A 22,713-nucleotide genomic window follows, 5' to 3' on the forward strand; every position below is an offset into this window, starting at 1 on the left:
CTCTTTTTCTAAATCTGCTCTAAGGTTCAGCTGTTATTATTTTATGGAACTAAACACGAAAGAGGTGAAACAAAATGGATTTTCGTCATGAATGGAAGCATGAAATATCCCTTGGAGACGTGCAGTATCTAAGGTCAAGGCTGTCAGCTGTAATGTGCATAGATTCATATGCACAAAATGGAAGCTATACCGTGAACAGTCTGTATTTCGACACTCCCGACAACAGGGCTCTGAGAGAGAAAATCAACGGTATTAGCCGCAGGGAGAAATTTCGGCTCAGGTATTATAACAGTGACACATCGGTGGTTCTGCTTGAGAAAAAGTTAAAAACAGGCGGTCTCTGCGCAAAGCTCCAAACTGAATTAACATTGGAAGACACTTTGGCGCTGGTACATGGTAAGTACAAGGTTTTTGAGAGGAATAGCCCGCCACTTTTGCTTGAGCTGTACCAAAAGATGGCCATGCATGGGCTGAGGCCCAGGACTATTGTGCAGTATACCCGCGAGCCGTTTGTGTACGCTCCGGGTAACGTGCGGGTAACCCTCGACTACCACATCCGAACTGGAACTATCTCCAACGAATTCCTTAACCCAGACTGTTGTACGATACCTATTCCCAACAATCCGGCAGTGCTGGAGGTAAAATGGGATAGCTTCCTCCCCTCTATTATCAAGGACCTGGTGCAAAATCCCGGCACACGTACCGCAGCTTTTTCAAAATATGCCGCCTGCCGGATATATGGTTAAAATACTAATTTCAAAAAAGGAGCAGATTTATGTCGTTTCAGGATATATTCAAGTCAAGCTTTCTGGAAAAGGTCTCCAGCGTAAGTATTCTCGATATGGCCCTTGCCCTTGTACTTGCCTTTGGTATCGGTATGCTTATATTTCTAGTCTACAAAAAAACTTTTGCAGGGGTAATGTACTCCTCCAGCTTCGGCGTATCCCTTGTTGCAATGACTATGATAACAACCCTGGTAATACTCGCGGTCACCTCTAACGTGGTTCTTTCCCTGGGTATGGTTGGCGCGCTGTCTATTGTGCGCTTTAGAGCGGCTATAAAGGAGCCGCTGGACATAGCGTTCCTGTTCTGGGCCATAGGAGCCGGTATTGTTTTAGCCGCCGGACTAATACCTCTGGCGGTGTTCGGAAGCGTTGTCATCGGTGCGGTGCTGCTGGTGTTTGCCAATGCCAAACCACATATGAACCCCTTCATCCTTGTCCTGCACTGCCGGGACCACGAGAGTGAGAGGCAGGCCATGAGCTTTATACAGGGCCAGGTCAAGCGCTGTGTGGTAAAGAGCAAGACCGCGCAGCAAGGGGCCATAGAGCTTAATCTTGAGGTCCGTATGAAAGATGAAAGCACCGAACTTGTAAATATTCTCTCCGAGATGAACGGCATCGACCATGCGGTGCTGGTGAGCTATAACGGGGATTATATGGGCTGAGAAAGGAGAAGCCGCATGTCTACACATAGAAATATTGACAGGATATGCTGTATCATACTGGCCCTAACCCTAATCCTGACAGTCCTCTTTGTAAGCGCGAAGGGAATGAGCTCAGAAAATACCCCTCAACCTATGGGCTACGAGAACCGGCTTTTTGATACCGGCATAGTCCACACTCTTGATATCGTAATGGACGACTGGGACAGCTTTATCAGCACCTGTACTAACGAGGAATACTCTCCCTGCTCTGTCGCTATCGACGGTGAGTCCTTCAGGAACGTGGGCATACGCGCCAAGGGCAACACCTCTCTTACCCAGGTTGAGAGCTATGGCAATAACCGGTACAGCTTTAAAATAGAATTTGACCACTACGAAAACAGCCAGAGCTACTACGGACTTGATAAGCTTAGCCTTAACAATATCATTCAAGATAACACATACATGAAGGATTATTTGTCCTATCAGATGATGGCCGAGTTTGGGGCGGTCTCCCCTCTTTGCAGCTATGTATATATTCGCGTTAACGGCGAAGACTGGGGATTATATTTAGCTGTTGAGGGCGTGGAGGAATCCTTTTTGCAGCGCAATTACGGCGCTGACTATGGAGAGCTTTATAAGCCCGAAAGCCAGAACTTCGGCGGCAGAGATATTCAAGGAAACAAAGAAGGCTTTAAGCAGCGACCTGAAAACGCCGAATTTGGCATACCCGACATGCCTGAAGATGACATGGAATTCGGTGATGCTCCTGACACGGGGGATTTTAAGGTTCCCGGAAACTTTGATGGTTTCGGCGGCTTTGGCGGCTCGGCAAGCAGCGACGTGTCGCTTATCTATACAGATGATGACTACTCCAGCTACAGCAACATTTTCGATAATGCAAAAACAGATATCACAAACCAGGATAAAGACCGGCTCATCTCCTCCCTGGAAAGCCTAAATCTTTGCCGGGATATCGACAGTACAGTTGATGTTGAGAACGTGATACGCTACTTTGTTGTACACAATTTTGTATGCAATTTTGACAGTTATACTGGCTCAATAGTACACAACTATTATTTGTATGAAGCTGACGGTAAACTCTCTATGATACCATGGGATTACAATCTGGCATTCGGCGGCTTTATGGGCGCCCAAGACGCAACTGCTCTGATAAACTATCCCATTGACACGCCTGTCTCCGGCGGGACAGTTGACAGCAGGCCTATGCTGGCCTGGATATTTTCAAATGATGAATATACACGGCTGTATCACCAGTATTTTGCGGAGTTTATCTCAAGCTATTTCGACAGCGGCACATTTTCCAGCGAGCTTGAGCGCGTCCAAGCTCTTATCGCCCCATATGTCGAGAAGGACCCCACCAGCTTCTGCACCTATGAGGACTTCCAGAAGGGAGTGGCGGCACTCAAGGATTTCTGCTTGCTGCGCGCTCAGAGTGTCAGCGGTCAGTTGGACGGCTCAATACCGTCAACCTCTGATGAGCAGGCTGAAAATACGTCCGCGCTTGTGGATGGTTCTAATGTCAATATCGCTGATATGGGTACTATGAACAACGACTTTGGAGGCAGGAACCAGGGCGGGCCGCCAGATATCCCGGAAGGCGGCGAAGCCCCAGACATCAGACAGCAGATAGGGGTTGAAGAACGACATCCGGGCGAGGCCGACACGCTTGACACAAGCGGATTGGCTATGGTTGGAGTGTGTGCTTTGGTGCTTATTATGGCTATTGTTGCCGTGATGGTATATAGAAAAAAGGCATAAATTATGACCCGGGCTGTGAAGCCTGGGCCGATTTATGTCAGGATATAAACATTGCATCCCCCATGACCACGGGAGACCCGATACCACCCCGGCAAGCACCCTAAAAAGTGCTACAAATCAAGGGCTTAGAAGCCCCTGAAGGCTGCGGGACGCCGCCCAATACCTTCGGGTGGGAAAAGTATTGTCTCAGTAAAAAAGCCCCTTATAGGGGCTTTTGGTCGGTTAGGCCGGGGCGCTGCACTCATACAACTCATGGGGAGCGATGTCCTGACCGTTGCTCCACTCGATGCCCGTTCCGCCCGGAAGCATACGGACCGTTCTAAAGTAGGACTCGTCTCTCAGCTCGCCATACCAAGGGCCGCTGGCATAAGGGGAAACGTCAAATAGCTTGACCTCCCCAGTCTCGTAGGTGAGTCGGAGCTTCAGGTGGTCTACCGGCTCCGCTTTCACCAATCTCGGCTGCAACATGGACGCCACCTCCTTTACTTCAGCGGGTCAATGCGGAAGAACTGCTCACCGTTGGACAGCAACTTCCAGTTCGCTTCAAGGTCCTCATGGTGTATATCCATCCAGACTTCCAGCATCTTCAGCTTATTCCTCGGAAAATTCTTTTCTCCTTCGAGAACCGTCCCATCCAGAGCGACCACGACCTCCTCGCCGGAATACTCAGCGTGGATGTGGGGCATATTGTGTTTCCCGCCCTGCTCCCGATACATACGGACGATGATTCCGAAGAACATACTCAACACTGGCATATCAAACACCCCGCTTTCTATTCTTATTCTATCAGATTTTCGCCCGATATGCAATCAGATTTTGGGACAGCCTGATAAGATTTTTACTTCTTCTGCCCGTATGTGATTTCTGGCAGCCATTCGTACCGCTTCTCAAACGGCACGAAGTCGCCGCTCTTACCGCAGATACGCTTCATGGCTGCGTCCATCTTCTCTCGTGCGTAGTCCGCCTCCGGGTTCCTCGTCAGGGCGTCGAAGAAGTCATCGTAATATCTGCCCCACGCTTCCAGCACCTTCTTCAGCCGCTCATATCCGAACACATCCTTCCCCATGACCTCCGGGTCATTCAATGTTAGGATGAGCGTGTCCGTCATGTACTGCTGGTAGGTTTGGCGGGTGGCGTCCTGAAGAACACTGTCCCGAACCTTCCGCCGGGCAAGGTAGCCGTTCTTTGCCATGGTATCATCCTCCGCTGCTAATCATAATCCCGGTGAAGTCGCTCTGGCCGATGACCACCTCCCCGTTCTCCCACATCTCCCGCACTCTCTCCTCGGCCTCAGCCCAGCTCGCCGCCAGCACCGGCACCAGTTTCTTCCGATGCTCAACGATGACCACGTTGTACCGGCGCACCGTGGGAGGGATGACCCTCTCCGCCTTCGTCAGCAGGGTCTCCAGAATGAGCGTGTCCTTCCGAAGTTCGAGCTGGTCGTCATAGTCCGGGGACTCTTCGGAGTAGCTGTCCAGCAGCATCTTCTCGTTCAGCTCCTTGCACAGCTCCACGATGTCCCGGACTGTCTGAGGTTCATCGTGGCTATTGTCCTCACCGGCGCTCTCGTCGTGCAGGTAGAGCTTGTAGTCATCGTCCGTCAGCAGCTCATACCCGTGGACTTTGATGTAGGCAAGGACTATCTCGGCCTCCGTGCCGCAGATGGTCACGCCCTGACGGGCGGAAGAAGCTACCAGAGCCTCAGTCGATTTGATTCTCTTCACAGTCTTCATCCTCCTCTCCGTTCTCCACCGGCATATCGCAGGTGTTGCAGTAGCCGTCATAGAACATGGCGGCCCATCCCTTGTTCGGGCGTAGCTTCTCGCCGCATACGGGCAGGTCATCCCTCCTCACCCCCTTGACCGAGCTGGCGACCGCACTCAGGACAAAACTTCGGGTAGTAGTGGTCCGTCTCGCCGTCTCCAACCGCCGCCATAAACAGTCGTCCATCGGCCTCAGCCCCGAAGTACAGCCCAGACCATCCACCCTCAGCGATGAGGGTTTGGCTATCGCTCTGGTAGTAGCTTCCGTCTCCGAGGATGGATGTCTTGATGCTGCACAGTTTGCACGGCGTTCTGGGTTCCATCATAATCACGGGTCATCCCTCTCATTCTGCTCGCAGAACTCCTTCCACGCCTCCTCGCAATAATCTCCCTCGCAGGCGCCGAGCCGGGAAGTCTCGCCCCGCATATACGGGCAATACTGCGGGTCGCAAAGGGTGCCATCTTCACAGGCCGCCGCAAACCTTTTCTCCTCGTCTACGTTCACTCCCCCTCACCTCCCGTCAGGAAGAAACCCACGTTGTCCTCGAACTCGTCCACCGCTTCCGGCAGATACCGCCGATAGGTGGAGCCGTTCTTCTCAAACCAGACGTGCGTGGCAAGGAAGTTGAAATCCCCGCCGATGTCATCGTCTGGATTCAGGAGGCGGAGGGCATCCAGCTCCTCGGCCTCCTCCGGCTCCAGCTTGCCGTGGATGCTCTCTTCCGCCTCCAGCACGAGAATCCTCTCGCTGACCGCTTTCTTCAGGTTGATGATGCCGATGCTGACAGCGCCCCTCAGCACATCGTTGAAGTCGAGGCCCTCACGGGGCCAATCCATCTGGTCCAGAATCTCGTCCCAGCCGTAGCCGATGCGGTCGATAATCTCCAAATCCATGCTGCCGCAGGACAGCATCTCGCACAGCAGGCTTTGCGCTCCGCTCATTCTCTTCCCCTCCTCACACCAAATACCTACACATGAACCGCTCAAAATCATCGAAGTCGGCCCACTCAGATGTACCATCGCCGGTCTCCTGCAACCGCTTCCACAGCTCCATCAAGTAGCAGTCGTAGACGTGGGTGTCAGCGTCAAGGTCGTGGTGCAGGCAGAACGCCGTCCACAGCATCCGCAGGCGGTCCCGGCAGATTTCCTCATCGAAGCAGCTCTCGGCCACATAGCCGGTAAGAAACTCGAACTCAGCCAAAATCGGAATGCTGTTATTCAGATGTTCAATGGCATCAGCAGCCTCATCCATGAGCCCCATATGCCGACCGATAGATGAGCCGTTTTGCAACCCATACAGACGCAACTCTTTCTGAAGAGTATCGTACTTATCATGCATTAGCATGTTCCTCCTTCCATTTGGGCCAGTTTTCGTCCTCACATTCTCCGGGGATGTCTCGAATGGGGCATCCCTCACAAAGAGGGAACCGACCGCAAAACTCGTCGAAGCCCACATCCTCCATCCACCTTGGCTTGCCGTCAACTCCCTGCTGAGGACAATCTCCGTTCAAAGAACAGGAATCGCAATTATACGTTTCATTCTCGCAGTTGTCTTCCTCTTCTTCCACATCCGGCTCCTCAATGTACCCTTCGTCCACAAGGTGTCCGAAGAATCCATCATCAAGTAGCTGATCACCATGCCAGTCAGTGAACAGGCGAGCCACCGTCTCACCATTGAGTTTGGTCAACACGTTATACATTTCCTTTTGGCGTTCGTCCATGTTACGCCCCCTCCTTCTTCCCGACTTTTATAAAATACGGGGTGTAAGCGAAAGCACAATCAAACATTGGCCTATTGGTCACTTGGTCTCTGAATATCGGACAGTGCCAATGGAGACTATACCCATTTTCCTTGCACCACTCGTCCACTACTCGCTTCGTGAGCGGCGTCACGAAAACGTAGAGGTCGGACTCATGGCTGAATATCTGGTCTCTCGGATAACCGGCGGCCAGCAGTCGCTCCATCAGGGTCACGTTTCTATTCCTCCTTCTCTGCCAAATGCGGGAGTTCGCCCCACTGCACATCAACGTATTGCGGACTGTTCATCACAATGAAATAGTAGAGGCCATCCCGGAATTCTTTCATAGCAAGCCGAAGTGGGTCCTTGTAGGTGGCGTCCTCCGCTGTCTGGTAGAGCCAGCAGTCGAGGAGCTTTGCGAGTTGGTAGTGCCACGGGCAGACAGCAAAGCCGTGCTCCCGGTACTCCGGTCTATGGTGTACGATGTACTTGCTGCCATCAATAGTCGGGGCCTCCTCGTCGGCGGGTTCCTCATGTCCCGCATAGCGCCCATTGTAGGCGCGAATGTTGACTGCGTAGAGCCTGCGGTAGATGTCCTCCGCGTAGTAGGTACAGGAGATTTTGCAGTCGGTCAGCTCTCTGTAGAGACTGTCCGGAGCCTCAAAGCCCCAATAGTTGTAGTCGCAGTTGAGCCGGGTTTCGACGGCGTTTGCCAGCGCCGCCAGCGGCTCCGGGTTCATTACAATGCAGGACATTGTTTTACCCCCTTTCCCAAATCGCTCTGCGGGCTTTCTCAAAGCCGTGCAGGAGCCTTGCGTCTGCCTGTATCTGCTCCATCGTGTAGCCGAGCGCGTCCAGAGTGTCCTCGCTGTCCCCGGTGTAGCCATACTCATGGTCGGCCAGCTCCGCAAGAAACATCTGGTAGATGAAGTCGTCCCCGGTCTTGTCCTCCGCAATGGCAGCCGTCATCTCCGCGCTGTGGCGCTCTGTCGTCTGGTGGAGCAGGTCAGCGTCCTTTTTCTGGACGTAACCTCCTGCTCCGATGGAGTAGATTTTGCCCACGTCCTTATCGGGGTCGAGGCCCCATTCTCTCATCATCTCGTCGAACTGTTTCCGGCTGAAGGCGAAGCCCAGCGGCAGGGCATTGAACTCCTTCTGCTGGCGCTGGCGCATCTCTGCGTACTTATTCATGGTCTGTGTCCTCCTCACATAAGAAATATTTTCCGGCTTCTTCGTAACCAATTAGTTTCCTGCCGTCCTTTAAGAAAAACAATGTTGTGTATGGGTGGGAAAGTCCACAAGTAAAAGGTTTTTTTGGCTCCTTTATCTCTAACATTACATTGAGAGGGCCTATCTTTTCGTAGAACTCCTCGCTCGTGACTTGCTTCTTCATATAAGCCTCCAGTTACATAAATTCCGGCATTGTACCGATGATTTTGCGAATCCGGGTCTCGCTGACCTGAAACGGTTTCTTACGGGTACTGTTGTCCATCATAATCTGCGTGTATATCATCATGGGAAGCTCGAAAAGGGCTATGCACTTCGGGTACAGACGGACAGCCTGATTCCTGATTTCAAGGTCGATTTCCTCGTTCCGTGTCATCTTTGTCCTCCTTACGCAATATACCCGAACAGGTCTTCCAGCTCTTTCAAGCTCTTGTCGTGCCAGTCGGCCCGGTAGCTCTGAAACTCGGCGCTCGGCAGCAGTCCGTAGCCCGTGATTTCAGTGTCAATCCGCTTACCGTTGCACCAGAACTCGTACAGAACGACCGACCGGCCGTTGATGGCCTTGACTTCCCGAATCTCGAAGCAGTTTCCGCACTCGGAAACGTACACGAAGTTCTTTCGGAAGTAGTCGGCCTTCTCGCTCATGCCCCGAATAAAGGCAGCGGCGGGGATGATGTTCTGCATCACCCACGCCAGCTCGTCCTCTCGTGCCTTTTCCATTCTTGCCTCATACTGTGCCACCGTCTCGACCTTTGCCATGCGGTAGACATCCTCTTTGGTCATACCGTCGCAGGCCATGTAGAACGCTTCCACCCGCTTGTACTCATCATAGGAAGCCTGATTGTCAACAGCGCCGGTGCCTTCCAAAAACTCGTGATACAGCATAATCAATACCTCCAAAAACTGACCGTCTGGGTAACTTTCTTGTCTACATTCTCATTCTAACTTACCGGCTTGGTAGTGTCAAGTCAAAATCGAATATTTTCAAAAAATTTTTTGCTGTCCGTGAAACGCTTGATTTCAGCCACTTTTGGAGGTTCTCGGTGCCTGTGCTGGCTCATAACAGCCTAACAATCACGCTGACCAGAACGGTCACTTCATCTCGCTCTCAGGAAGTCCGCTGTAACGGCCCCAGAACTTCGCTGAGGCGCTTTTGGTCATGGGGGATATGGAATTATAGCCGCCATCCCAAAGCTGGAAATAGGCCATGAAATAGGCCCCTGACGGGTCTTTGAACAGCTCCATGTAAAACTCGCCACCAGTCTCCGCACGGCTGGAGCAAAGGGACTCCGCCTTGCTGGTGTCATAGGTCACGCCGTCCACCATCTGCACCAGCCGGGGGCTGCTGCTGTTCCCCAGCTCCGGCAGCTCCTCGCCGGTTGATTCCACCATCTTGACCTCGTACCCAGCAAAGCTCAGGGCCTTCGCCAGCTCATCAAAGGTGAGAGTTCCAGCCTTCAGCCGGTAGCTTAGGTTCTGCTGGCTCCAACCCATGAACTCTGCCAACTCCTTCTGTGTCCGCTTCTTGGCAGACAGAGCCGCCCGCACCATGTCGCTTGCGTTCATCGCTCCTCCTCCTCATTATTTTGAGATGCCTGTCGCCGCATTTCCGACAAATCAACAGTGATGGTATGAGTATGGCTGACCAGATTTTCGACAAGCTCACGACCGCTATCTGACAGAATCGGCATCATAGCGGATGCTGCTATCTGCATGGTAGCAATCACCAAAGGCAGGTCAACGCTGTCGTATTCATGTGCTATTGCCAGAAACTTCTTTGTCATGGTAACAAAGCACTCATCCACAACCCTACTGGCTTCCTTGTTGTTTCCGGCCATTTGCGCCAGCATCAGCCGGATGGAGTATGGCATACCTTTCATAAGTTAGTCATCTCCCTCCCGATAGTCGTAGTCGATGCAGCCGTCATCATCGGTGATGCGGGGCTTCCGCTCATGGACCAAAGCGAACCGGCACTCACCACCGTGATTGAACTGGCAGGTCTGTGATTCGCACTCAAAACAGGACCTTCTCAGACCATAGAGCCGTTTCGTCTCAGGCACATAGTCCTCAGCACCCCCGTATAGCAGATAGGCGACCCCTTTGCTATGCCGTTCGTCGAACCAGTGCCAAATTTCCTCACGATGGATACCCGGCCCCCAGCCCATGAATCGCTCCTCAATGCACTCCGTATCTGGATTCATGGGGACATCCGCAAACTGCCCCCACAGCTCCTCCAGAACTTCGTCCCGGTCTCTCAGGGTCTCCATTTCATCCAGTCCGTCGTGGATGTCAAGGTAGTCCTGATAGCCGATGCGGTTCTCTTTGTGCAGTCGGTCGATTATATCAATCGCCTGCTTCTTGTACTCGCTCATTAGGTTTAACCTCCTCTCATCGAATGCTGGAGCGGAAGATGTTCCACTCGTAGTAGATGTCGCTATCAGCAACGTAAACATCAACGCCATCGCAAGCGTCCCGCAGGGTTGTCGGCTCATATCCTTCTTCAGTCAGAGACTTCACCACCGTTGCCACATCTTCGTTGATGCTCTTCTTGGCGTCATCCTCGCTCCAATAGGCGTAGGCATCAGCGCCCTCGGCGAAGTTTCTGTGAACCACAATGAAACAGTCTTTCATCCAAAGACCACCTCCCCAAACACGGCGAACTGGATGATGCAGTCAGCATCATTGGCGTCAATGTCGCAGGTGTCGATGGCGTTGTCCTCGACATTCACATGGCAGCCCTGCTCAAAGTAGAGCTTCACACCCTTTAGGAATTTCTCCAGCGTCAACTCCCACGTCTGAGCGCTCTCTGCATCGTGCAGGATGAGGGCACCGCCACGGGAAATCTGGTCGCTCGCATACTCGCCGAGGCACTCGCCGACCACCTCAGCCTTCCGGCACCAGTAGCAAATTCCGCCATCCAGCGCCACCGCCATGATGTCGTCGATGTCCTGCTGGCTGAGGTTGACATCAATCTGCGGCCGGACAGTGTACTTCTTCTCGTTCATACCAAGCACTCCTCTTTTTTGATTCTGCCGGATGTCCACGCCCCGGTCCTGATACCGACACCCGGCAGCCGGTTCAGCAGAGCCTTCTTCATGCCGTCAAGGTACTTCTGGTAGAGCTGTTTCTGGAGGTTCTCCATCCACGGGAGGCCCCACGGTTCCTCCTTCTGGACCAGCTCCACCGCCAGCGACCACTCGTTGTCCTCTACGCAGACGTAGAACAGCTTGCTCTCCAGAATGACCCGGCGACTCAAATCGCCATACGGCCCATTCCTGAGCCACTCATTCGTTCCGGCCCTCTCGAAACCGGGGAACATCTGGCAGAAATCCGCCATGAAGCACTCCATCGGATTTCGGGGTGTAGGCCAATGTTTTGTCCTTATCTCCGAACCACAGCAGTTTGCTTTTGCCGTTCCGCCTGCAGATGTCCACGCACAGCTTGATGAGCGTGGCGTACGCCTTGTCGTTTACAGCATAGGGGTGTGTAGTATCGCTGGCGCACTCGATGGTGACAGCCCGGTGGTCATTGGCCCCGGACGATGTACACCAACACATGGTTTACCCCGTTCTTTGCCGCCGTGGTAGCATCCTCCCAGACGGGGGAGCTGTCCTTGCCGTTGTTCGTGACCTTCACGGAAAATGCGGCATCTGCCGGGATGGACCCCATGACGTTGATGGCGCAGATGGTGATTTGAGCATCCGCTTCCATCGGTGTCTCCAATGTGATGACCGCCCTTGTGACCTTCTTCGTGAACCTAAGCGTCCTGGTCACAGTGACCTTGCCGTCCGTGACCTGAATGACCATCGTGTGCTGGCCGTTCAGGAGTTTCTGGAAGTAGTCGCCAGTCACGGCAAAGCTGTTGTTGGTCTTCCTCGTCGCTGTGAAGGTGCGCTTCACCGCCCCGTCCATTTTCTCTGTCACGGTCAGGGTGTCGGCGGTGTCCACATCGTCCACTGAGTAGGTGATGGAGAACCCACTGGCCTTCATGCCGAGGTCGGCGCCGTCTGCGCTGGAGCAGGTGATGGTGGGCGGCGTGTTGTTGTCTACCGTGCGCTCGGCGGAGGTCGTGTAGCCGGATGCCGCATTGTAGGCGTCATACGCCTTGACCCGGTACTTCACCTTCGTCCAACCCTTCGTGATGGTGTCAGTGTAGCTAAGGGCGTTCCCTTTGTAAACCTGCGTCCACTCCGTTCCGCCGTTGATGCACCGCTCCAGAATGTACCCGCTTAGGTTGCCATCGCTGTCGCTGGCCGCCGACCATGACACAATCAGCGAGGCCCCTCCCTTCACTTCGTTCGGGACGGAGATTGCCGGGGGCGCACCGGGGGCCACGTTGTTCACCACCGTCACCTGCGAGCTGGTCTTATAGCCAGAGTGCAGGCCGTCACTATCGTAAGCACGAACTCGGTACATCACCGACGCCGTGCCGAACGCCACGGCGTCGGTGGTCTGGGTGGCGGTTCCCTGATATATCTGGCTCCATGTGCTGCCGCCGTTGGTACTCTTCTCCACCTTGTACCCCGACAAATTATTCTCTTTATCGGTACTGGTCCCCCACTTTACGGTGATGGTGCTGCCGCCCATGATGGAGCCAGGGACGGTGATGCTGCTGGGGACGGTTGGCGCTGTGTTAGTCGAGATGCTACCATCATCAGAGACCAAGAGAGAAGAGGGAAGTACCAAAGCGGGGCGGACGCCATAAGAGTTGGAGCAGTTGTTGCCGCCCCAGTCGCCATTGGTGTAGACGTACAGGGCGCGCGTGGCGCCGTAGTTGGAGCTGCAGTAGGGAGAGCGGAGCCACCAGCCCACGGCCGAACCGTTCAGCTTCGCAATCCGCTTTGCATCCGTCTGAGCACAGCCGGAGAAGTATGACAGGCAAGCACCGTCATTAGGAATATAGGAATGGGTGCTTGATGTCCAGTTCACCTCCGGGCCGGACAGCAGGAAAATCTTTGTTGACAGGCCATTAGCCCCGCTGGTGATAGTCGTTCCGTAGCCGGAGCCTGCCCGGTACGGGAGCTTGACCTGCTTGATAGCCGACTTGATGTTGGCATCGAACAGGTTCAGGAACGTGCTGTTGAGGTAACTGCGGATTTCGCTGTTGGCATAGTCGTTGACGTTGGAGCTGTGCCACCGCTTACTTTCGTAGCAGTCCTCCATCAACAGCCATGTTCCATCGCAGCTCGTGTCGTACAGCGAGGACGGCCGCCCTTGATGTACGACGATAAAGTTCTTGTCTGCTCCGCCTACCTTCAGCTTCACGATAGAGCCGACGGCTTTGGAGCTGAGAGCCACATTTGCCATGGTTCATTTCCTCCTTGTAGGTATTACATCCACGGCGGAAGGTCGTCATCGAATGGCTCAGAACGGGAGATTGGGACAGGGCTGACTGTCTCACCTCTCTTCCTTTGGATGTTCCGATACTGCCTTGCTCTCCGCTTGTTCCTTGCCTCTAAGGTGGAATTGATTTTTCGGTGGACCTCTGGCATCACACCGATAATCTCCTTCACCTGACCAGCGAACTTCTGCCGTAGTGCGTAGGTGTCACCGTGGGCTGCGTAAGCATCCCACGCTTGGAACTTTCCGAGGGTTTTCTCCTTCGTGATAGTCCCCTCTGCATAAGCCTTCCTCCAGAACTTGACACGAGAACTCATGCGGTCTATGTTGCTCTGTCGGAGCTTCTGCACACAGGCCCCGGTCTCTGTAAGGTAGGAGTGGAAGCCGAGGAAGTCGATACCGTTCCGCAGCGGGAAGATACCGGTCTTCTGGTTCAGCTCCAGACCGAGGCAGTCCATCCACTCATCAATCTCCTTCAAGAGCCGCTGAAGCTCTCGCTTTGTACGGGCGATAATGTAGAAGTCATCCATATACCGTCCATAATACCGATAACGCTTGACTTCTTTGATGTGGTGGTCAAACTCATCGAGGAACAGCAGGGCGAGTAGCTGAGAGGTCTGGTAGCCCAGCGGAAGGCCCTCTGAGGCGTCGATGTAGATACACAGCAGGTCGTAGACCTGCATATCGAGGACCCGGCGCTCAAATACCTTCCTGAGCTTGGCTTTCAGTTTGTTGTGGTCTATGGATGCGAAAAAATGCCTGACATCGCACTTCAGCACCCACCCGTCTGCACTACCGTTTCGCCGGTAATACTCGACCATGTGATACTTCAGGCGCATCAGGCCGTCATGTGTTCCTTTTTGCTTTTGGCTGGCGAAGTTGTCTCGGATGAAGCTCTTGCAGATGGCGTCGTACAAGATGTTATCCACGACAGCATGGAGAACCACCTTGTCCACGAACGCCGGAGCCTGCACCAGCCGTTCCTTCGGCTCATAGACCTTGAATATTTCAAACTTGCTGGGAGTATAGACCTTCTTGCTCAGGATGGCAGACAGCTTCGCTGTACAGACCAAAGCGTTCGCTTCATACTGAGCGGTGGAAACCTTGCTTCGTTTTCCTTTTCTCGCTGTCAGGTACGCTTCGTAGAGCGTCTCAAAGGAACACATCTCTTCATAGGTCAAAGCGCACCGCCTTTCAACATAGGCTGGCCGGGTTAGTAGGAGAAGCTCCGGCCAGAAAAGCCTAACACCGGTCCCCTTCTCCAAGGTAGCAGACTGCGCCCCTTGTGGGGCGGCCTGCCTCGGTGTGATGTGTTTATCGTCAGCCCATGCACAGGCTTCCGACAGGATGTGACCCCCTTTGATGATGGTGTACCGCTTTCGCTCCCATTTGGGAGCTACTCGTCTCACTTTCCATCAGAGCGGGGCGGATGCCATAAGAGTTGGAGCAGTTGTTGTTGTTCCAGTTGCCATTGGTGTTGACGTTCAGGGCGTTCGTGGCGCCGTTGTTGGAGTTGCAGTAGGGAGAGCGGAGCCACCAGTTCACGGCCGAAAAATACGGGTCACACCCTAATACAAGGCGGATGCCTCCGCCGGGTATCTGAAATTATGTCTGCTGGACCTTCTTCTCGGCGTTGTACTGCCGTATGGCCGTCTTCACGACCTCGACTTGCCGGGCGTCCTGCTTTGCCTCCTCATCGGAGCGCAGCTTGTTCGCCCGTGCGCCGTCGTTCTTCTTCCACGATGCCGTCATGTACTTAACATCCAGCACTTTTTTGGTCCATATCTCGCTCTTCTTCAGGGAGATGACGCCCATGTCCTGCACAATCTGGATATACTCCAGCAGCAGAGAACATCCGTCCAGCACTTTCCCTATCAGCCGCAAGCGCTCATTGTACTCCGTGGCGAACATCTTGCCGTTGGCGGCATGAATGTCCCGAACGATTCCCTTCGCTATCAGACGCATATCCTCGCCATAGCATCGGTACATCGCCTTCGTGAAGCCGTCTTTTTCCTTGCGGTCGAGCTGGCCGATAGTTGTCTGGCAGATGCTCTTGACCTCACGGATGTCATCCAGAGCAGCGATTTTCTGGAGGATGACCCGGACATCCTTCTGGCTCACATCATCGGTCACGACTTTCGTGGCCTGATTGGTGTACTTCAGAAGCTCCCTTGCACGGTTCCCCAGCAGGTATTCCTTGTCAGCCATGCTCACACCTTCTTTCTAAACAGGGACCGCTTCTTGCCGCCTCTAAATCGCAAACAGGGCCATTGTAGAGGCAGCGGTCTCCAAGTATCACAAGCTGGGCGTCCACCCCGCTGTGCGTGGTGCCTGTTATGGTCAGATGGTCGCTGCGGGGAGCATCACAGGGAGGCCGTATCTCAGCGAACAGGTTTCCGATGATGCAGGACAGCTCCGATGGGGCGCAGGCAAATACAATCTCTTCCATCAGAACTCAATCCTCTTTGCCGTCTCGTTCCAGACACCCTCAACCACCACGCCGGTCAGCGTGGCGAAGGTGACGGTGAACGGGTTGCCGGAAACATCGGTGTTATACATCAGCTCCATCAGCGCCAACCGAGAATCAAGGTCTGAGATGATACCCTGAATATACGGGTGCGCCGTAATGGAGCTGTCGTGGGTGTTGATAAGCTCCTGCGCTGCGCTCAGGAACAAGGGGAGCATGACGACGTTGCAATACTCCGATACGTCCTCCGCCGTCATCCACGCCTCGCACTTGTAGTCCACCGACACGCCGAGGTCTTCGCCGATGACGATGCAGACCGGGAACCGGCGTACATCGACGCCCTGTGGGGAGTAGGCGCTCACATACTGCGGGTAGATGCCAAGGCAGCCGTAGTAAATCATCACCTCGCCTTTGTCCGGGTCGTAGGCGTACACGCCGAACTCCCTCAGCCAAAAGCCGTGGTCCAGACCGCCATTCAGGTCGGACCGATACTCCACAATCATCCTCACCGTGTTCTGGTCGTAGACCGGCTCAGTGGAGGTCGCCAGCGCCACCGGCTCCGACAAGTCCTCCATTTCTCTCGGATTTCCGAAGTCAGGCACCCCGCCGGTCCCGACCATGATTTTTGAGAGTTGGAGCTGCTGCCCGGCGGTCAGCTTCGCTATCAGCTCCCGGCCATTTCTCGTGACCACGAATCCATAGAAATCTTCCATGCGTCATTCCTCCATTTCTGGCAGTTTTGTCTGCGTGATATTCCTGAAGGCCGGGATGGGCCTTACCGTGTCCTCCATGCTCTCGGCCACCGGGATTTCCGGCAGGACGGTCGAGGTGTACCCCCGGCCCATCAGCCCTTCAACGGTGAGCAAATCCATCATCTCCGGCGATGCTGTCCGGGCGATGACCTTGATGCCGACGCCAGCCGCCTTGATGAGTGGGGCATTCAGCAGCTTCGGCACATCGTCCTCCGGGGAGAGCATATCGGTCTCAAATACCATCGTCGCCGGTTCCGCCGGGTCCTCCCGATAGTACAGAGGCTTGGGCCAGAACATCCGCAGGGCCTTGATTACGTCGTGATAAGTGCAGTTGTTCGTGTTCTTCCAGACCTTGAAAATCAGGTATCGCCGGTAACTCTCGTCATCCAGCACATACACCGATTCGTTGATACAGGCCAGCGCCCCGGCTTCCAACCGGCTCAGGACAACGATGTCCCCTACCCCGTCGAGCTGCTGGCCCATCGAAGTCTGGAGGCCCCGTCGGTCCCGCAGGTCTTCGTAGAACCGCCGCACATCGTTAAGCTGCTCCCCGATAGCTGAGACCAGAGCGTCGATGACCGGCTTTTCCTTGAACTGTTCAACAAGGTCTCCCCTCAGCAGCTCCACATAGTCAGGCATCTATGACCACCTCGATTCTGTTCTCATCGGTCACAGCCCTTTCTCTGGGGGAAACTGAGACGCTGCGCTGCGTGTACTCCTCCGGCATCTCCCCGTCCTCAGTGGTCGAGAACATCCAAACGTCGATGTAGTCAATGCCCGACACCTGTAAATTGAACTTCTGTGGGATGACGCTCTCGCCGGACTCCAGCTTACCCACCCTCTCCAAAATCTGCTCTTTGATAAGTTCAGCATAGTTGATGGGCGGGTTGGTGTTCCGGCTTAGGGTGATGCCGACCTTGAACCAGACCTTGACATAGGTGGGCCGATTGAAGCGCACCACGATTGGCTCCCCGTACTCTCCGGGGAGCGTGACCTCCACGGAACCGAAGCTACTGATACCCCCGGATTTCTTGTCGAGTATCTGACGGGCTATCTCCGTGGCGTCTCCTCCGTCCACTACCACCTCGACGCTGTGCGGCCAGCGTCCCATACTGTCCACCTCGTTGCTGTCATTCTCATAGGGGGCAACGCTCAGGACACCTTGCACGTTCTCCAAAATGGCGCTCTTGATGCTCTCCAGCATGGAGGATGAGCGGTTATAGATTTTGTCGGCATAGGACCTACGGAACTCCACGTCCGTTTCTGCGAGCTGTCCGGCGATGTGGTCCCCTACATTGACCACCTCCATCAGACCGGCCACAGCCTTCACGACCTTCGTGACAACCCCGTTCGGAATCAGGATGTCCCCGTCATCCACGGTCGCAAACGTGATGACGCTGCCGACCGAGGCCGTGGTCAGGTTTTCCGACAGCACCATCACGTTTGAGCTGGTGGGGTCAGTAGCCTCGATGTGGAGAGCATCCTCCTTCATGCTCACCCTGAAGTCCGGGTCAGTGATGACCTCCCCTAATGCCGCTAAATTCTCGCTTACGCTCTTTGCGGCATCGGGGGTGATGGTATATAGGGTTCCGTTCAAAGCCACCCCCAGCGCCGCCGTAGCCCCCGGAGATGCCAAAATAATAGCCGCCTTGTTGAAGGCGGCACGGGTAATCATGGAATCGCTCGGCAACGTCAGGTTCGTGGCCGGGCTGGTGTCTGTCGCAATCAGGGTCCCCGCCGGAATCACTGTACCGTCTTGGCCGGTGCAGAGTATGCGGTAGTAGGATTTCGCTGGCATCTCACGGGTGGAGCCGCCAAACTGAGCGGCGTTGTCCAGGCTGACGCCGGTGGCGCTGGATGGGTACTGCGAGTAATAGACTTCCTCGCCGAACTCCCACAGCTCCGCTATCCTGTCCGCAGCGTTGGTCAGCAGGTGATTCAGGAAAGACTGCGTGTTCTGCCCGATGTTGACGCCCAGCTTCTTCGTCATGCTCTCCTGCATCTCCGCAAGGATGACATCCAGCCGCTTGATATTCGGGCCTCTGTCTGTCAATCCGTACTCTGGCATAGTTTCACCTCCTCCCTAAAGGTATCTTCATCCGTCGTGAACGTGACGGCGATAGCCGCCTGCCGGGTCTTCTTGTCTATCTGGAAGGTGATTTCTGTGACATCGGTGACGCCTTCCACCTCCATCACGGTCTCACGAATCAGATGCCGCAGCTTCATCTCGTTCGGGTTCTTCACGAAGAGATACTCGAAGTACGGAAAGCCCAGCTCAGGTCCCAGCCTCCACTCCTCGAAAAACCACAGCAGGCGGATTCTCACCGCCTGAGCGATGCTGTCCGTGGGGATAACGTCTCCCGCTGCTGACAGCTCCAAATCGCCGTTGCTATCGAGTTTCAGGTCTACCATCACATCACCCTCCTATGAACACATCCCCGCTCCCGCCTTGGACCGCCCCGCTTATGGAAACGGCGTCGCCAACACGGGCAGCAGGCTTTCCATTGATAAAAACCGTACTGCTCCCGGTGGCAATCACATCTTGGTGGCTGGAATGGGTCACGCACCCATGCGCCGAGTAGTGGTCGCCCATGCGCCCGGCGCCCCGCCCGTTTATCTTCACATCCGGGCTGCACTCCACCAACGGAACGGGCGGACAGGCATCATGCCCGGTACAGTTGTCTCCTTGTCGTGTGGCCTGCGCCATTCTTCTCCCCTCCTAATTTAGATTCACGATACCGCCGCTCACGGTAAGGTTGCCGGTAATAAACACGCCGTCCGCCCTCACCTTCAGCACCGTACTCCCAGCTTTCACGACGGCTGCATCCTCGGCGCAGGCTGTTTGCATGGCGTCCCGCCCTTTGGGAGAGATGCCAGGGATAGCAATAGCATTACTCAGGTCGAACTTCAAAGCCGTGTCCGTCTCTTTCCCGTACATCCAGTAATCAAGGGCGGACTCAGCGAACACCAGCAGACAGCCATCGCCCTCTTTGATGGGCCATGCAATAGCGACATTGGCGCTCTGAGGGAATATCACAGGGACGCCGGAAACGACCGGGAAATCCATCGTCTCGCCGTTCGGTTTTTTGAACTTCGCCACCGGCTTCACCGTGGCAAGGCCGGTTCCGGGGTCGAACTTTTCAATCCTTCCGGGAAGGGCTGTGTGCATTCCCTCTGTCGCCTTCCTCGCCGTCCTGTTTATCTGGTCTACAAGCTCCTGCATCATCTCAGCTCACCTCCAGCAGCCGGGCCGTGCAGGTCCACGACCCTTCCATGTTGTCGCCTTCCACCACCACCGAGTAGACCCGGAAATATCCCCGGACGTACTTGCTATTCAGGTACACAAAATCGTCTATGTTGATAGCAGCGTTCATCAGGTACTCCACGTCCCAGCCATAGCTGAAACTGCCGTTCTCCTCCGAGATTTGCACCCGCTCAGGAGTGCCGACGAGACCTGTCTCAGCAGACAGCTCATAGACCTCCCGGCTCATGGTGTCTCCCGGCTTCTTCACCTGAAGCACCCCGTTGTTGATGCTCCAGACAAGGCCGCTGGTCTCGCAAGCCTTCGTCAACACATTCCGAGCCGGGCCGACGTAGCTGTACCCGTTCGGAATATCCTTGAAGGTAGCATTGTAGGCGAACGAGACCGTCACACCCATCTGGTCGGCGGTGTCCTGAATGAGCGTCTTGCAGTTGACGGCGCCGGTGTAGCTGACGGATACGTAGGTATCTCTCAGCTCTATGCGGTTGTCTACCAGCTCCAGCTCCGTCAGCTCATCGCTGCCGTCCAGCTTCGTCTTGGCAAACGTCACCACGCCAGCAAAGATGAGTGGCATGACTGAGCCGTACCCCGCCCGGAGAGCCACCACACAGTCATCCTTGTTCAGTTCCGCCTTGTGAGCCGGACTAAGGTTCCACAGGGAGACCTTGGCGGTGTTGGCGCTGTCCGTGTCCGCTTTCTCCACCGAGAACGAGATATGCAGGGGGCGGGAGTCTCCGCCTATCTCGAATCCCTGCGACCCGGCTTTCCCGGCGGCCAGCCTGTACTGCCTGTCAAAATTTTTCACTCAGGGTCCTCCTTCCGCATAAGCACGAAAAAAGAGTCGCATCGCTGCGACTCTCTTCCCATGATGTATTCAGTTTATCTCGTTTGGAGCAACTCCCTCTTCAGGAGCGCACATTCAAGGATGATGGCATCCAGCCGGTCCAGTGCCGAGCTTCTGGCCGAGGCTTTCACTTCCGGGAAGTCTCTGGGCGGCTGGACCGGCTGGGCTTCCACCTGCTTCTGGGGCTTGTCAGGCCATTTCATGTAGCCTCTGGCTACCTCTTCGCCCATTTCCTTGACTTTCGGAATCACTTCGTCCTCAAACCAGCGAATCGCCGAATACGGGGCCGGTCTCCTGCACAGGAACTTGACGGCGTTCTCGGCGCTGAAGCAGGTATGCTCACACCGCCCTCTCTTCATGCCGTTGTCCCACGGCACTTTCCTGAGAACCGTCTCGATACGGTTCACTCCCTGATTGCCGCCGGTGACTGCCTTCCTCGGCATCTCATATCCGGCAATCACGGCGAGGTCTGACCCGCAGAAAAAGGCCACGCCGTCCGGGTCAAAAACGACCCGCAACTCCTGCCGGTCGGCGGTAGTGAAGATAGCGCAGTTGTCACGCATCCCGACCACCTCCCCCATAGAGGCAGGACCTCAGCCCCTCATACCTGCTACTGAAAATCTCCTTCAGGATGATGACAGCCCTTTCCACCTTGTCGCCGTCCATGTCGGCGATGCAGGCGTCCATCATGTCAATGGCTGTGCCAACGTCGCCCATGCGAACTACTTCCGTCTCAATGCTTGCTCTGTTCATCTGTCGAAACGCCCTTTCGTAAAAAGTCTCTTGCGATGTTCCGGCAGATATGCTACAATGGGAATCGTTAAGGCACCCTTCTTGCCAGAACACGCTTCGCAAGGCTGGGTGGACAATTCGGGAACGATGCTTGCTTTCTGAGGGCGGGGCATCGTTCCCTTTTTTCCTGTCCACATTCTCATTCTAACTTACCGTCTTGGTAATGTCAATTCAAGTTACCAATGACATCACGCCTTTTTTATAGCTCAACCGCAACGGTAAGTCTGAGCGTAGCGAAGACTTACAAAAAGGTCTTTTAAGGTATTGGTACGGTACGGTTTAGGTACGGTACGGTTACGCTGAACATTTCGCACACGGTTCTTTACACTGTGCGTCTTTTGTGCGGCGCACAGTGTTTGAACAATGCGCTCTCACGCTGGAATGAACACAAACTGCACTGTGCCATTTTGGAAATCAGCACGTCCAATGCTTTCCTTCTCGGTAAGTGCTGCAAACACGCCCACAGGAAGTTCCTGCGTCCCATAGAACAGGTTGAGCGGGAACTGCGGTACAATCCTCACTCCGATAAGCAGAGGCGCTCCAAGGGCGTCTGAGAGGCCGAAGGTCCAGAATCCGCCGGTGTCGTTCCATGTGAAGCGAATCTGGTACTGCTTGCCTCGCAGGGTGATTCTGGAGGTGCTGTCGTTCATGTCCGGCACCTCAATGATGATGTAGTCCATGCTGCACCTCCTTACAGCAGTCCGAAGCTGCTGGCTGCGTTATAGAGGATGGAGCCGCTCTTTCCTGAGCCGCTGGATTTTCCAGAGCCTCCGCCTCCTGAACTGCTTGACCCGCCGCCAGAGCTGCCAGAGCCGGAACCCCCGCCGGACGAACCAGACCTTGTGTTGGCTGTTCCGCCGGAGGCCCCGGTTTTGCCTGACTTGCCATAGCTGGCCGGGATGGTGACGGTCTTGCTCTCCGTCACCACAATCTCTTTGAATGAGATGGGGATTTCACGAGCATAGCCGACCTCGGCGGTTTTCTTGATGCTGAGGCTGGTGACGGCCATGTTGGAGTAGACCGCATCGGACGTGATAACCTCGACCGGCAGCTTTTTGAAATACATCTCCTTCAGCCGCTTCACGACTGCCTCGGTCTTGCCGGGACCGGAACCGAGGCGGCCTTTCCATGTTACGGGGGTATCAGTGACAAACAGCGTCATGTTCAGGACGGTCGCCTTCAGCACGATGGTATCGCTGACCTTGAAGCCCTTCTCCGTAGGGTACTCAGGGACCTCGGACTCATAGTTCTCCTCGGAATCTATGAGAGCGTCGAACTCGATGCCGCCGACGCTGACTGGCTGCTTTGCTCTTGCCATCCTA

The 22,713-nt window shown here is 54.8% G+C and carries 41 protein-coding genes; 3 read left to right on the forward strand and 38 right to left on the reverse strand.

The genetic code is table 11. The annotated features are described in order from the left end of the window. Window positions 1–74: 74 nt before the first annotated feature. The 3 genes from D5270_RS01260 to D5270_RS01270 are packed head-to-tail and all read left to right on the forward strand — an operon-like array spanning window position 75 to window position 3,205. On the forward strand, window positions 75–746 hold the full coding sequence (locus D5270_RS01260) for a polyphosphate polymerase domain-containing protein (RefSeq protein ID WP_166542383.1): 672 nt from the start codon (window positions 75–77) through the stop codon (window positions 744–746). A 29-nt stretch (window positions 747–775) separates the two neighbouring features. After that, a complete protein-coding gene (locus D5270_RS01265) occupies window positions 776–1,447 on the forward strand; it encodes a DUF4956 domain-containing protein (RefSeq protein ID WP_166542384.1) in 672 nt (223 codons plus the stop codon). Window positions 1,448–1,462: 15 nt separating this feature from the next. Continuing rightward, a complete protein-coding gene (locus D5270_RS01270; RefSeq protein ID WP_166542385.1) occupies window positions 1,463–3,205 on the forward strand; it encodes a CotH kinase family protein in 1,743 nt (580 codons plus the stop codon). 222 nt (window positions 3,206–3,427) lie between these two features. On the opposite strand, the gene D5270_RS01275 is transcribed toward D5270_RS01270, so the two are convergent. The 38 genes from D5270_RS01275 to D5270_RS01455 all read right to left on the reverse strand — a co-directional run bounded on the left by D5270_RS01275 (window position 3,428) and on the right by D5270_RS01455 (window position 22,709). Then, a complete protein-coding gene (locus D5270_RS01275; protein WP_166542386.1) occupies window positions 3,428–3,673 on the reverse strand; it encodes a DUF2442 domain-containing protein in 246 nt (81 codons plus the stop codon). Between the two features lie 14 nt (window positions 3,674–3,687). Next, entirely contained in the window at window positions 3,688–3,960 is a 273-nt protein-coding gene (locus D5270_RS01280) for a DUF4160 domain-containing protein (RefSeq protein ID WP_166542387.1), read from the reverse strand. Window positions 3,961–4,043: 83 nt separating this feature from the next. Next, on the reverse strand, window positions 4,044–4,397 hold the full coding sequence (locus tag D5270_RS01285) for a hypothetical protein (RefSeq protein WP_166542388.1): 354 nt from the start codon (window positions 4,395–4,397) through the stop codon (window positions 4,044–4,046). A gap of 4 nt (window positions 4,398–4,401) precedes the next feature. After that, a complete protein-coding gene (locus D5270_RS17100; RefSeq protein WP_166542389.1) occupies window positions 4,402–4,929 on the reverse strand; it encodes a DpnD/PcfM family protein in 528 nt (175 codons plus the stop codon). Further along, window positions 4,907–5,155: a hypothetical protein gene (locus tag D5270_RS01295; RefSeq protein WP_166542390.1), complete on the reverse strand. Its 249-nt coding sequence runs from the start codon at window positions 5,153–5,155 to the stop codon at window positions 4,907–4,909. The genes D5270_RS17100 and D5270_RS01295 overlap by 23 nt, the downstream gene beginning before the upstream one ends. A gap of 141 nt (window positions 5,156–5,296) precedes the next feature. Then, complete coding sequence (locus D5270_RS01300; RefSeq protein WP_166542391.1) at window positions 5,297–5,473, reverse strand: hypothetical protein; 177 nt, start codon at window positions 5,471–5,473, stop codon at window positions 5,297–5,299. Beyond that, on the reverse strand, window positions 5,470–5,910 hold the full coding sequence (locus D5270_RS01305; RefSeq protein WP_166542392.1) for a hypothetical protein: 441 nt from the start codon (window positions 5,908–5,910) through the stop codon (window positions 5,470–5,472). Before D5270_RS01305 ends, D5270_RS01300 begins: the two co-directional genes overlap by 4 nt. A 13-nt stretch (window positions 5,911–5,923) precedes the next feature. Then, on the reverse strand, window positions 5,924–6,307 hold the full coding sequence (locus tag D5270_RS01310) for a hypothetical protein (RefSeq protein ID WP_166542393.1): 384 nt from the start codon (window positions 6,305–6,307) through the stop codon (window positions 5,924–5,926). After that, entirely contained in the window at window positions 6,300–6,689 is a 390-nt protein-coding gene (locus D5270_RS01315) for a hypothetical protein (protein WP_166542175.1), read from the reverse strand. The genes D5270_RS01310 and D5270_RS01315 overlap by 8 nt, the downstream gene beginning before the upstream one ends. A 1-nt stretch (window position 6,690) precedes the next feature. Next, on the reverse strand, window positions 6,691–6,942 hold the full coding sequence (locus D5270_RS01320; RefSeq protein ID WP_166542394.1) for a hypothetical protein: 252 nt from the start codon (window positions 6,940–6,942) through the stop codon (window positions 6,691–6,693). Between the two features lie 4 nt (window positions 6,943–6,946). After that, window positions 6,947–7,462 (reverse strand): hypothetical protein, encoded by a 516-nt coding sequence (locus tag D5270_RS01325; RefSeq protein WP_166542395.1) that lies wholly within the window; start codon window positions 7,460–7,462, stop codon window positions 6,947–6,949. Between the two features lie 4 nt (window positions 7,463–7,466). Then, window positions 7,467–7,898: a DUF7659 family protein gene (locus D5270_RS01330; protein WP_166542396.1), complete on the reverse strand. Its 432-nt coding sequence runs from the start codon at window positions 7,896–7,898 to the stop codon at window positions 7,467–7,469. Beyond that, window positions 7,891–8,100, reverse strand: coding sequence for a hypothetical protein (locus tag D5270_RS01335; protein ID WP_166542397.1), 210 nt, complete (start codon window positions 8,098–8,100; stop codon window positions 7,891–7,893). Before D5270_RS01335 ends, D5270_RS01330 begins: the two co-directional genes overlap by 8 nt. Before the next feature lie 12 nt (window positions 8,101–8,112). Then, window positions 8,113–8,310, reverse strand: coding sequence for a hypothetical protein (locus tag D5270_RS01340; RefSeq protein ID WP_166542398.1), 198 nt, complete (start codon window positions 8,308–8,310; stop codon window positions 8,113–8,115). Window positions 8,311–8,321: 11 nt separating this feature from the next. Continuing rightward, window positions 8,322–8,819 (reverse strand): hypothetical protein, encoded by a 498-nt coding sequence (locus D5270_RS01345; protein ID WP_166542399.1) that lies wholly within the window; start codon window positions 8,817–8,819, stop codon window positions 8,322–8,324. Window positions 8,820–9,026: 207 nt separating this feature from the next. Next, entirely contained in the window at window positions 9,027–9,500 is a 474-nt protein-coding gene (locus D5270_RS01350; protein WP_166542400.1) for a helix-turn-helix domain-containing protein, read from the reverse strand. After that, window positions 9,497–9,814: a hypothetical protein gene (locus D5270_RS01355; protein WP_166542401.1), complete on the reverse strand. Its 318-nt coding sequence runs from the start codon at window positions 9,812–9,814 to the stop codon at window positions 9,497–9,499. The genes D5270_RS01350 and D5270_RS01355 overlap by 4 nt, the downstream gene beginning before the upstream one ends. Window positions 9,815–9,817: 3 nt before the next feature. Continuing rightward, on the reverse strand, window positions 9,818–10,306 hold the full coding sequence (locus D5270_RS01360) for a hypothetical protein (protein WP_166542176.1): 489 nt from the start codon (window positions 10,304–10,306) through the stop codon (window positions 9,818–9,820). 16 nt (window positions 10,307–10,322) lie between these two features. Beyond that, on the reverse strand, window positions 10,323–10,565 hold the full coding sequence (locus D5270_RS01365; RefSeq protein WP_166542402.1) for a hypothetical protein: 243 nt from the start codon (window positions 10,563–10,565) through the stop codon (window positions 10,323–10,325). Next, window positions 10,562–10,939 (reverse strand): aminopeptidase N, encoded by a 378-nt coding sequence (locus D5270_RS01370; RefSeq protein ID WP_166542403.1) that lies wholly within the window; start codon window positions 10,937–10,939, stop codon window positions 10,562–10,564. Before D5270_RS01370 ends, D5270_RS01365 begins: the two co-directional genes overlap by 4 nt. Continuing rightward, a complete protein-coding gene (locus D5270_RS01375) occupies window positions 10,936–11,271 on the reverse strand; it encodes a hypothetical protein (protein ID WP_166542404.1) in 336 nt (111 codons plus the stop codon). The genes D5270_RS01370 and D5270_RS01375 overlap by 4 nt, the downstream gene beginning before the upstream one ends. Next, window positions 11,219–11,491 carry a peptidoglycan recognition protein family protein gene (locus D5270_RS01380; RefSeq protein ID WP_243150041.1) on the reverse strand — a complete coding sequence of 91 codons (273 nt, stop codon included), beginning with the start codon at window positions 11,489–11,491 and terminating at the stop codon, window positions 11,219–11,221. The genes D5270_RS01375 and D5270_RS01380 overlap by 53 nt, the downstream gene beginning before the upstream one ends. Next, window positions 11,460–13,241, reverse strand: coding sequence for a DUF6273 domain-containing protein (locus D5270_RS01385; RefSeq protein WP_166542405.1), 1,782 nt, complete (start codon window positions 13,239–13,241; stop codon window positions 11,460–11,462). The genes D5270_RS01380 and D5270_RS01385 overlap by 32 nt, the downstream gene beginning before the upstream one ends. A 23-nt stretch (window positions 13,242–13,264) precedes the next feature. Then, on the reverse strand, window positions 13,265–14,347 hold the full coding sequence (locus tag D5270_RS01390; RefSeq protein WP_166542406.1) for a reverse transcriptase/maturase family protein: 1,083 nt from the start codon (window positions 14,345–14,347) through the stop codon (window positions 13,265–13,267). Between the two features lie 247 nt (window positions 14,348–14,594). After that, window positions 14,595–14,819 (reverse strand): DUF6273 domain-containing protein, encoded by a 225-nt coding sequence (locus D5270_RS17200; RefSeq protein WP_442858584.1) that lies wholly within the window; start codon window positions 14,817–14,819, stop codon window positions 14,595–14,597. A 60-nt stretch (window positions 14,820–14,879) separates the two neighbouring features. Then, a complete protein-coding gene (locus D5270_RS01395; RefSeq protein ID WP_166542407.1) occupies window positions 14,880–15,482 on the reverse strand; it encodes a hypothetical protein in 603 nt (200 codons plus the stop codon). Continuing rightward, window positions 15,475–15,723 (reverse strand): hypothetical protein, encoded by a 249-nt coding sequence (locus D5270_RS01400; RefSeq protein ID WP_166542408.1) that lies wholly within the window; start codon window positions 15,721–15,723, stop codon window positions 15,475–15,477. The genes D5270_RS01395 and D5270_RS01400 overlap by 8 nt, the downstream gene beginning before the upstream one ends. Next, window positions 15,723–16,454, reverse strand: a complete 732-nt coding sequence (locus D5270_RS01405; protein WP_166542409.1) for a hypothetical protein — start codon at window positions 16,452–16,454, stop codon at window positions 15,723–15,725. The genes D5270_RS01400 and D5270_RS01405 overlap by 1 nt, the downstream gene beginning before the upstream one ends. Window positions 16,455–16,457: 3 nt before the next feature. Continuing rightward, window positions 16,458–17,132 (reverse strand): DUF2612 domain-containing protein, encoded by a 675-nt coding sequence (locus tag D5270_RS01410; protein ID WP_166542410.1) that lies wholly within the window; start codon window positions 17,130–17,132, stop codon window positions 16,458–16,460. Beyond that, entirely contained in the window at window positions 17,125–18,561 is a 1,437-nt protein-coding gene (locus D5270_RS01415) for a hypothetical protein (protein WP_166542411.1), read from the reverse strand. The genes D5270_RS01410 and D5270_RS01415 overlap by 8 nt, the downstream gene beginning before the upstream one ends. Next, window positions 18,543–18,905, reverse strand: a complete 363-nt coding sequence (locus tag D5270_RS01420; protein ID WP_166542412.1) for a hypothetical protein — start codon at window positions 18,903–18,905, stop codon at window positions 18,543–18,545. The genes D5270_RS01415 and D5270_RS01420 overlap by 19 nt, the downstream gene beginning before the upstream one ends. Window positions 18,906–18,909: 4 nt before the next feature. Continuing rightward, entirely contained in the window at window positions 18,910–19,200 is a 291-nt protein-coding gene (locus D5270_RS01425) for a PAAR domain-containing protein (RefSeq protein ID WP_166542413.1), read from the reverse strand. A 12-nt stretch (window positions 19,201–19,212) separates the two neighbouring features. Beyond that, window positions 19,213–19,662 (reverse strand): Gp138 family membrane-puncturing spike protein, encoded by a 450-nt coding sequence (locus D5270_RS01430; RefSeq protein WP_166542414.1) that lies wholly within the window; start codon window positions 19,660–19,662, stop codon window positions 19,213–19,215. A gap of 58 nt (window positions 19,663–19,720) precedes the next feature. Then, the gene (locus tag D5270_RS01435) at window positions 19,721–20,560 is read right to left on the reverse strand and encodes a phage protein (RefSeq protein ID WP_166542415.1); all 840 of its coding nucleotides are present in this window, start codon (window positions 20,558–20,560) and stop codon (window positions 19,721–19,723) included. A 74-nt stretch (window positions 20,561–20,634) separates the two neighbouring features. After that, window positions 20,635–21,162: a hypothetical protein gene (locus D5270_RS01440; RefSeq protein WP_166542416.1), complete on the reverse strand. Its 528-nt coding sequence runs from the start codon at window positions 21,160–21,162 to the stop codon at window positions 20,635–20,637. Beyond that, complete coding sequence (locus D5270_RS01445) at window positions 21,155–21,352, reverse strand: hypothetical protein (protein WP_166542417.1); 198 nt, start codon at window positions 21,350–21,352, stop codon at window positions 21,155–21,157. Before D5270_RS01445 ends, D5270_RS01440 begins: the two co-directional genes overlap by 8 nt. 410 nt (window positions 21,353–21,762) lie before the next feature. After that, entirely contained in the window at window positions 21,763–22,071 is a 309-nt protein-coding gene (locus D5270_RS01450; RefSeq protein ID WP_166542418.1) for a phage baseplate plug family protein, read from the reverse strand. 11 nt (window positions 22,072–22,082) lie between these two features. Next, window positions 22,083–22,709: a phage baseplate protein gene (locus D5270_RS01455; RefSeq protein WP_166542419.1), complete on the reverse strand. Its 627-nt coding sequence runs from the start codon at window positions 22,707–22,709 to the stop codon at window positions 22,083–22,085. Window positions 22,710–22,713: the final 4 nt, after the last annotated feature.

Origin of the sequence: Acutalibacter sp. 1XD8-36 (assembly GCF_009917525.1) — a bacterium.
In the GTDB taxonomy this organism is placed as follows: domain Bacteria; phylum Bacillota; class Clostridia; order Oscillospirales; family Acutalibacteraceae; genus Acutalibacter.

Excerpts from the sequence above, each read along its gene's own strand:
- D5270_RS01325 (WP_166542395.1), bottom strand. The coding sequence starts at position 7,462 with ATGTCCTGCATTGTAATGAACCCGGAGCCGCTGGCGGCGCTGGCAAAC.
- D5270_RS01370 (WP_166542403.1), bottom strand. The coding sequence starts at position 10,939 with ATGAACGAGAAGAAGTACACTGTCCGGCCGCAGATTGATGTCAACCTC.
- D5270_RS01335 (WP_166542397.1), bottom strand. The coding sequence starts at position 8,100 with ATGAAGAAGCAAGTCACGAGCGAGGAGTTCTACGAAAAGATAGGCCCT.
- D5270_RS01310 (WP_166542393.1), bottom strand. The coding sequence starts at position 6,307 with ATGCATGATAAGTACGATACTCTTCAGAAAGAGTTGCGTCTGTATGGG.
- D5270_RS01360 (WP_166542176.1), bottom strand. The coding sequence starts at position 10,306 with ATGAGCGAGTACAAGAAGCAGGCGATTGATATAATCGACCGACTGCAC.
- D5270_RS01330 (WP_166542396.1), bottom strand. The coding sequence starts at position 7,898 with ATGAATAAGTACGCAGAGATGCGCCAGCGCCAGCAGAAGGAGTTCAAT.
- D5270_RS01450 (WP_166542418.1), bottom strand. The coding sequence starts at position 22,071 with ATGGACTACATCATCATTGAGGTGCCGGACATGAACGACAGCACCTCC.
- D5270_RS01410 (WP_166542410.1), bottom strand. The coding sequence starts at position 17,132 with ATGCCTGACTATGTGGAGCTGCTGAGGGGAGACCTTGTTGAACAGTTC.
- D5270_RS01315 (WP_166542175.1), bottom strand. The coding sequence starts at position 6,689 with ATGGACGAACGCCAAAAGGAAATGTATAACGTGTTGACCAAACTCAAT.
- D5270_RS01270 (WP_166542385.1), top strand. The coding sequence starts at position 1,463 with ATGTCTACACATAGAAATATTGACAGGATATGCTGTATCATACTGGCC.
- D5270_RS01455 (WP_166542419.1), bottom strand. The coding sequence starts at position 22,709 with ATGGCAAGAGCAAAGCAGCCAGTCAGCGTCGGCGGCATCGAGTTCGAC.
- D5270_RS01365 (WP_166542402.1), bottom strand. The coding sequence starts at position 10,565 with ATGAAAGACTGTTTCATTGTGGTTCACAGAAACTTCGCCGAGGGCGCT.
- D5270_RS01275 (WP_166542386.1), bottom strand. The coding sequence starts at position 3,673 with ATGTTGCAGCCGAGATTGGTGAAAGCGGAGCCGGTAGACCACCTGAAG.
- D5270_RS01375 (WP_166542404.1), bottom strand. The coding sequence starts at position 11,271 with ATGGCGGATTTCTGCCAGATGTTCCCCGGTTTCGAGAGGGCCGGAACG.
- D5270_RS01425 (WP_166542413.1), bottom strand. The coding sequence starts at position 19,200 with ATGGCGCAGGCCACACGACAAGGAGACAACTGTACCGGGCATGATGCC.
- D5270_RS01260 (WP_166542383.1), top strand. The coding sequence starts at position 75 with ATGGATTTTCGTCATGAATGGAAGCATGAAATATCCCTTGGAGACGTG.
- D5270_RS01340 (WP_166542398.1), bottom strand. The coding sequence starts at position 8,310 with ATGACACGGAACGAGGAAATCGACCTTGAAATCAGGAATCAGGCTGTC.
- D5270_RS01305 (WP_166542392.1), bottom strand. The coding sequence starts at position 5,910 with ATGAGCGGAGCGCAAAGCCTGCTGTGCGAGATGCTGTCCTGCGGCAGC.
- D5270_RS01385 (WP_166542405.1), bottom strand. The coding sequence starts at position 13,241 with ATGGCAAATGTGGCTCTCAGCTCCAAAGCCGTCGGCTCTATCGTGAAG.
- D5270_RS01280 (WP_166542387.1), bottom strand. The coding sequence starts at position 3,960 with ATGCCAGTGTTGAGTATGTTCTTCGGAATCATCGTCCGTATGTATCGG.
- D5270_RS01295 (WP_166542390.1), bottom strand. The coding sequence starts at position 5,155 with ATGGACGACTGTTTATGGCGGCGGTTGGAGACGGCGAGACGGACCACT.
- D5270_RS01415 (WP_166542411.1), bottom strand. The coding sequence starts at position 18,561 with ATGCCAGAGTACGGATTGACAGACAGAGGCCCGAATATCAAGCGGCTG.
- D5270_RS01440 (WP_166542416.1), bottom strand. The coding sequence starts at position 21,162 with ATGCGTGACAACTGCGCTATCTTCACTACCGCCGACCGGCAGGAGTTG.
- D5270_RS01395 (WP_166542407.1), bottom strand. The coding sequence starts at position 15,482 with ATGGCTGACAAGGAATACCTGCTGGGGAACCGTGCAAGGGAGCTTCTG.
- D5270_RS01405 (WP_166542409.1), bottom strand. The coding sequence starts at position 16,454 with ATGGAAGATTTCTATGGATTCGTGGTCACGAGAAATGGCCGGGAGCTG.
- D5270_RS01400 (WP_166542408.1), bottom strand. The coding sequence starts at position 15,723 with ATGGAAGAGATTGTATTTGCCTGCGCCCCATCGGAGCTGTCCTGCATC.
- D5270_RS01265 (WP_166542384.1), top strand. The coding sequence starts at position 776 with ATGTCGTTTCAGGATATATTCAAGTCAAGCTTTCTGGAAAAGGTCTCC.
- D5270_RS01445 (WP_166542417.1), bottom strand. The coding sequence starts at position 21,352 with ATGAACAGAGCAAGCATTGAGACGGAAGTAGTTCGCATGGGCGACGTT.
- D5270_RS01350 (WP_166542400.1), bottom strand. The coding sequence starts at position 9,500 with ATGAACGCAAGCGACATGGTGCGGGCGGCTCTGTCTGCCAAGAAGCGG.
- D5270_RS01355 (WP_166542401.1), bottom strand. The coding sequence starts at position 9,814 with ATGAAAGGTATGCCATACTCCATCCGGCTGATGCTGGCGCAAATGGCC.
- D5270_RS01285 (WP_166542388.1), bottom strand. The coding sequence starts at position 4,397 with ATGGCAAAGAACGGCTACCTTGCCCGGCGGAAGGTTCGGGACAGTGTT.
- D5270_RS01380 (WP_243150041.1), bottom strand. The coding sequence starts at position 11,491 with ATGTGTTGGTGTACATCGTCCGGGGCCAATGACCACCGGGCTGTCACC.
- D5270_RS01430 (WP_166542414.1), bottom strand. The coding sequence starts at position 19,662 with ATGCACACAGCCCTTCCCGGAAGGATTGAAAAGTTCGACCCCGGAACC.
- D5270_RS01345 (WP_166542399.1), bottom strand. The coding sequence starts at position 8,819 with ATGCTGTATCACGAGTTTTTGGAAGGCACCGGCGCTGTTGACAATCAG.
- D5270_RS01420 (WP_166542412.1), bottom strand. The coding sequence starts at position 18,905 with ATGGTAGACCTGAAACTCGATAGCAACGGCGATTTGGAGCTGTCAGCA.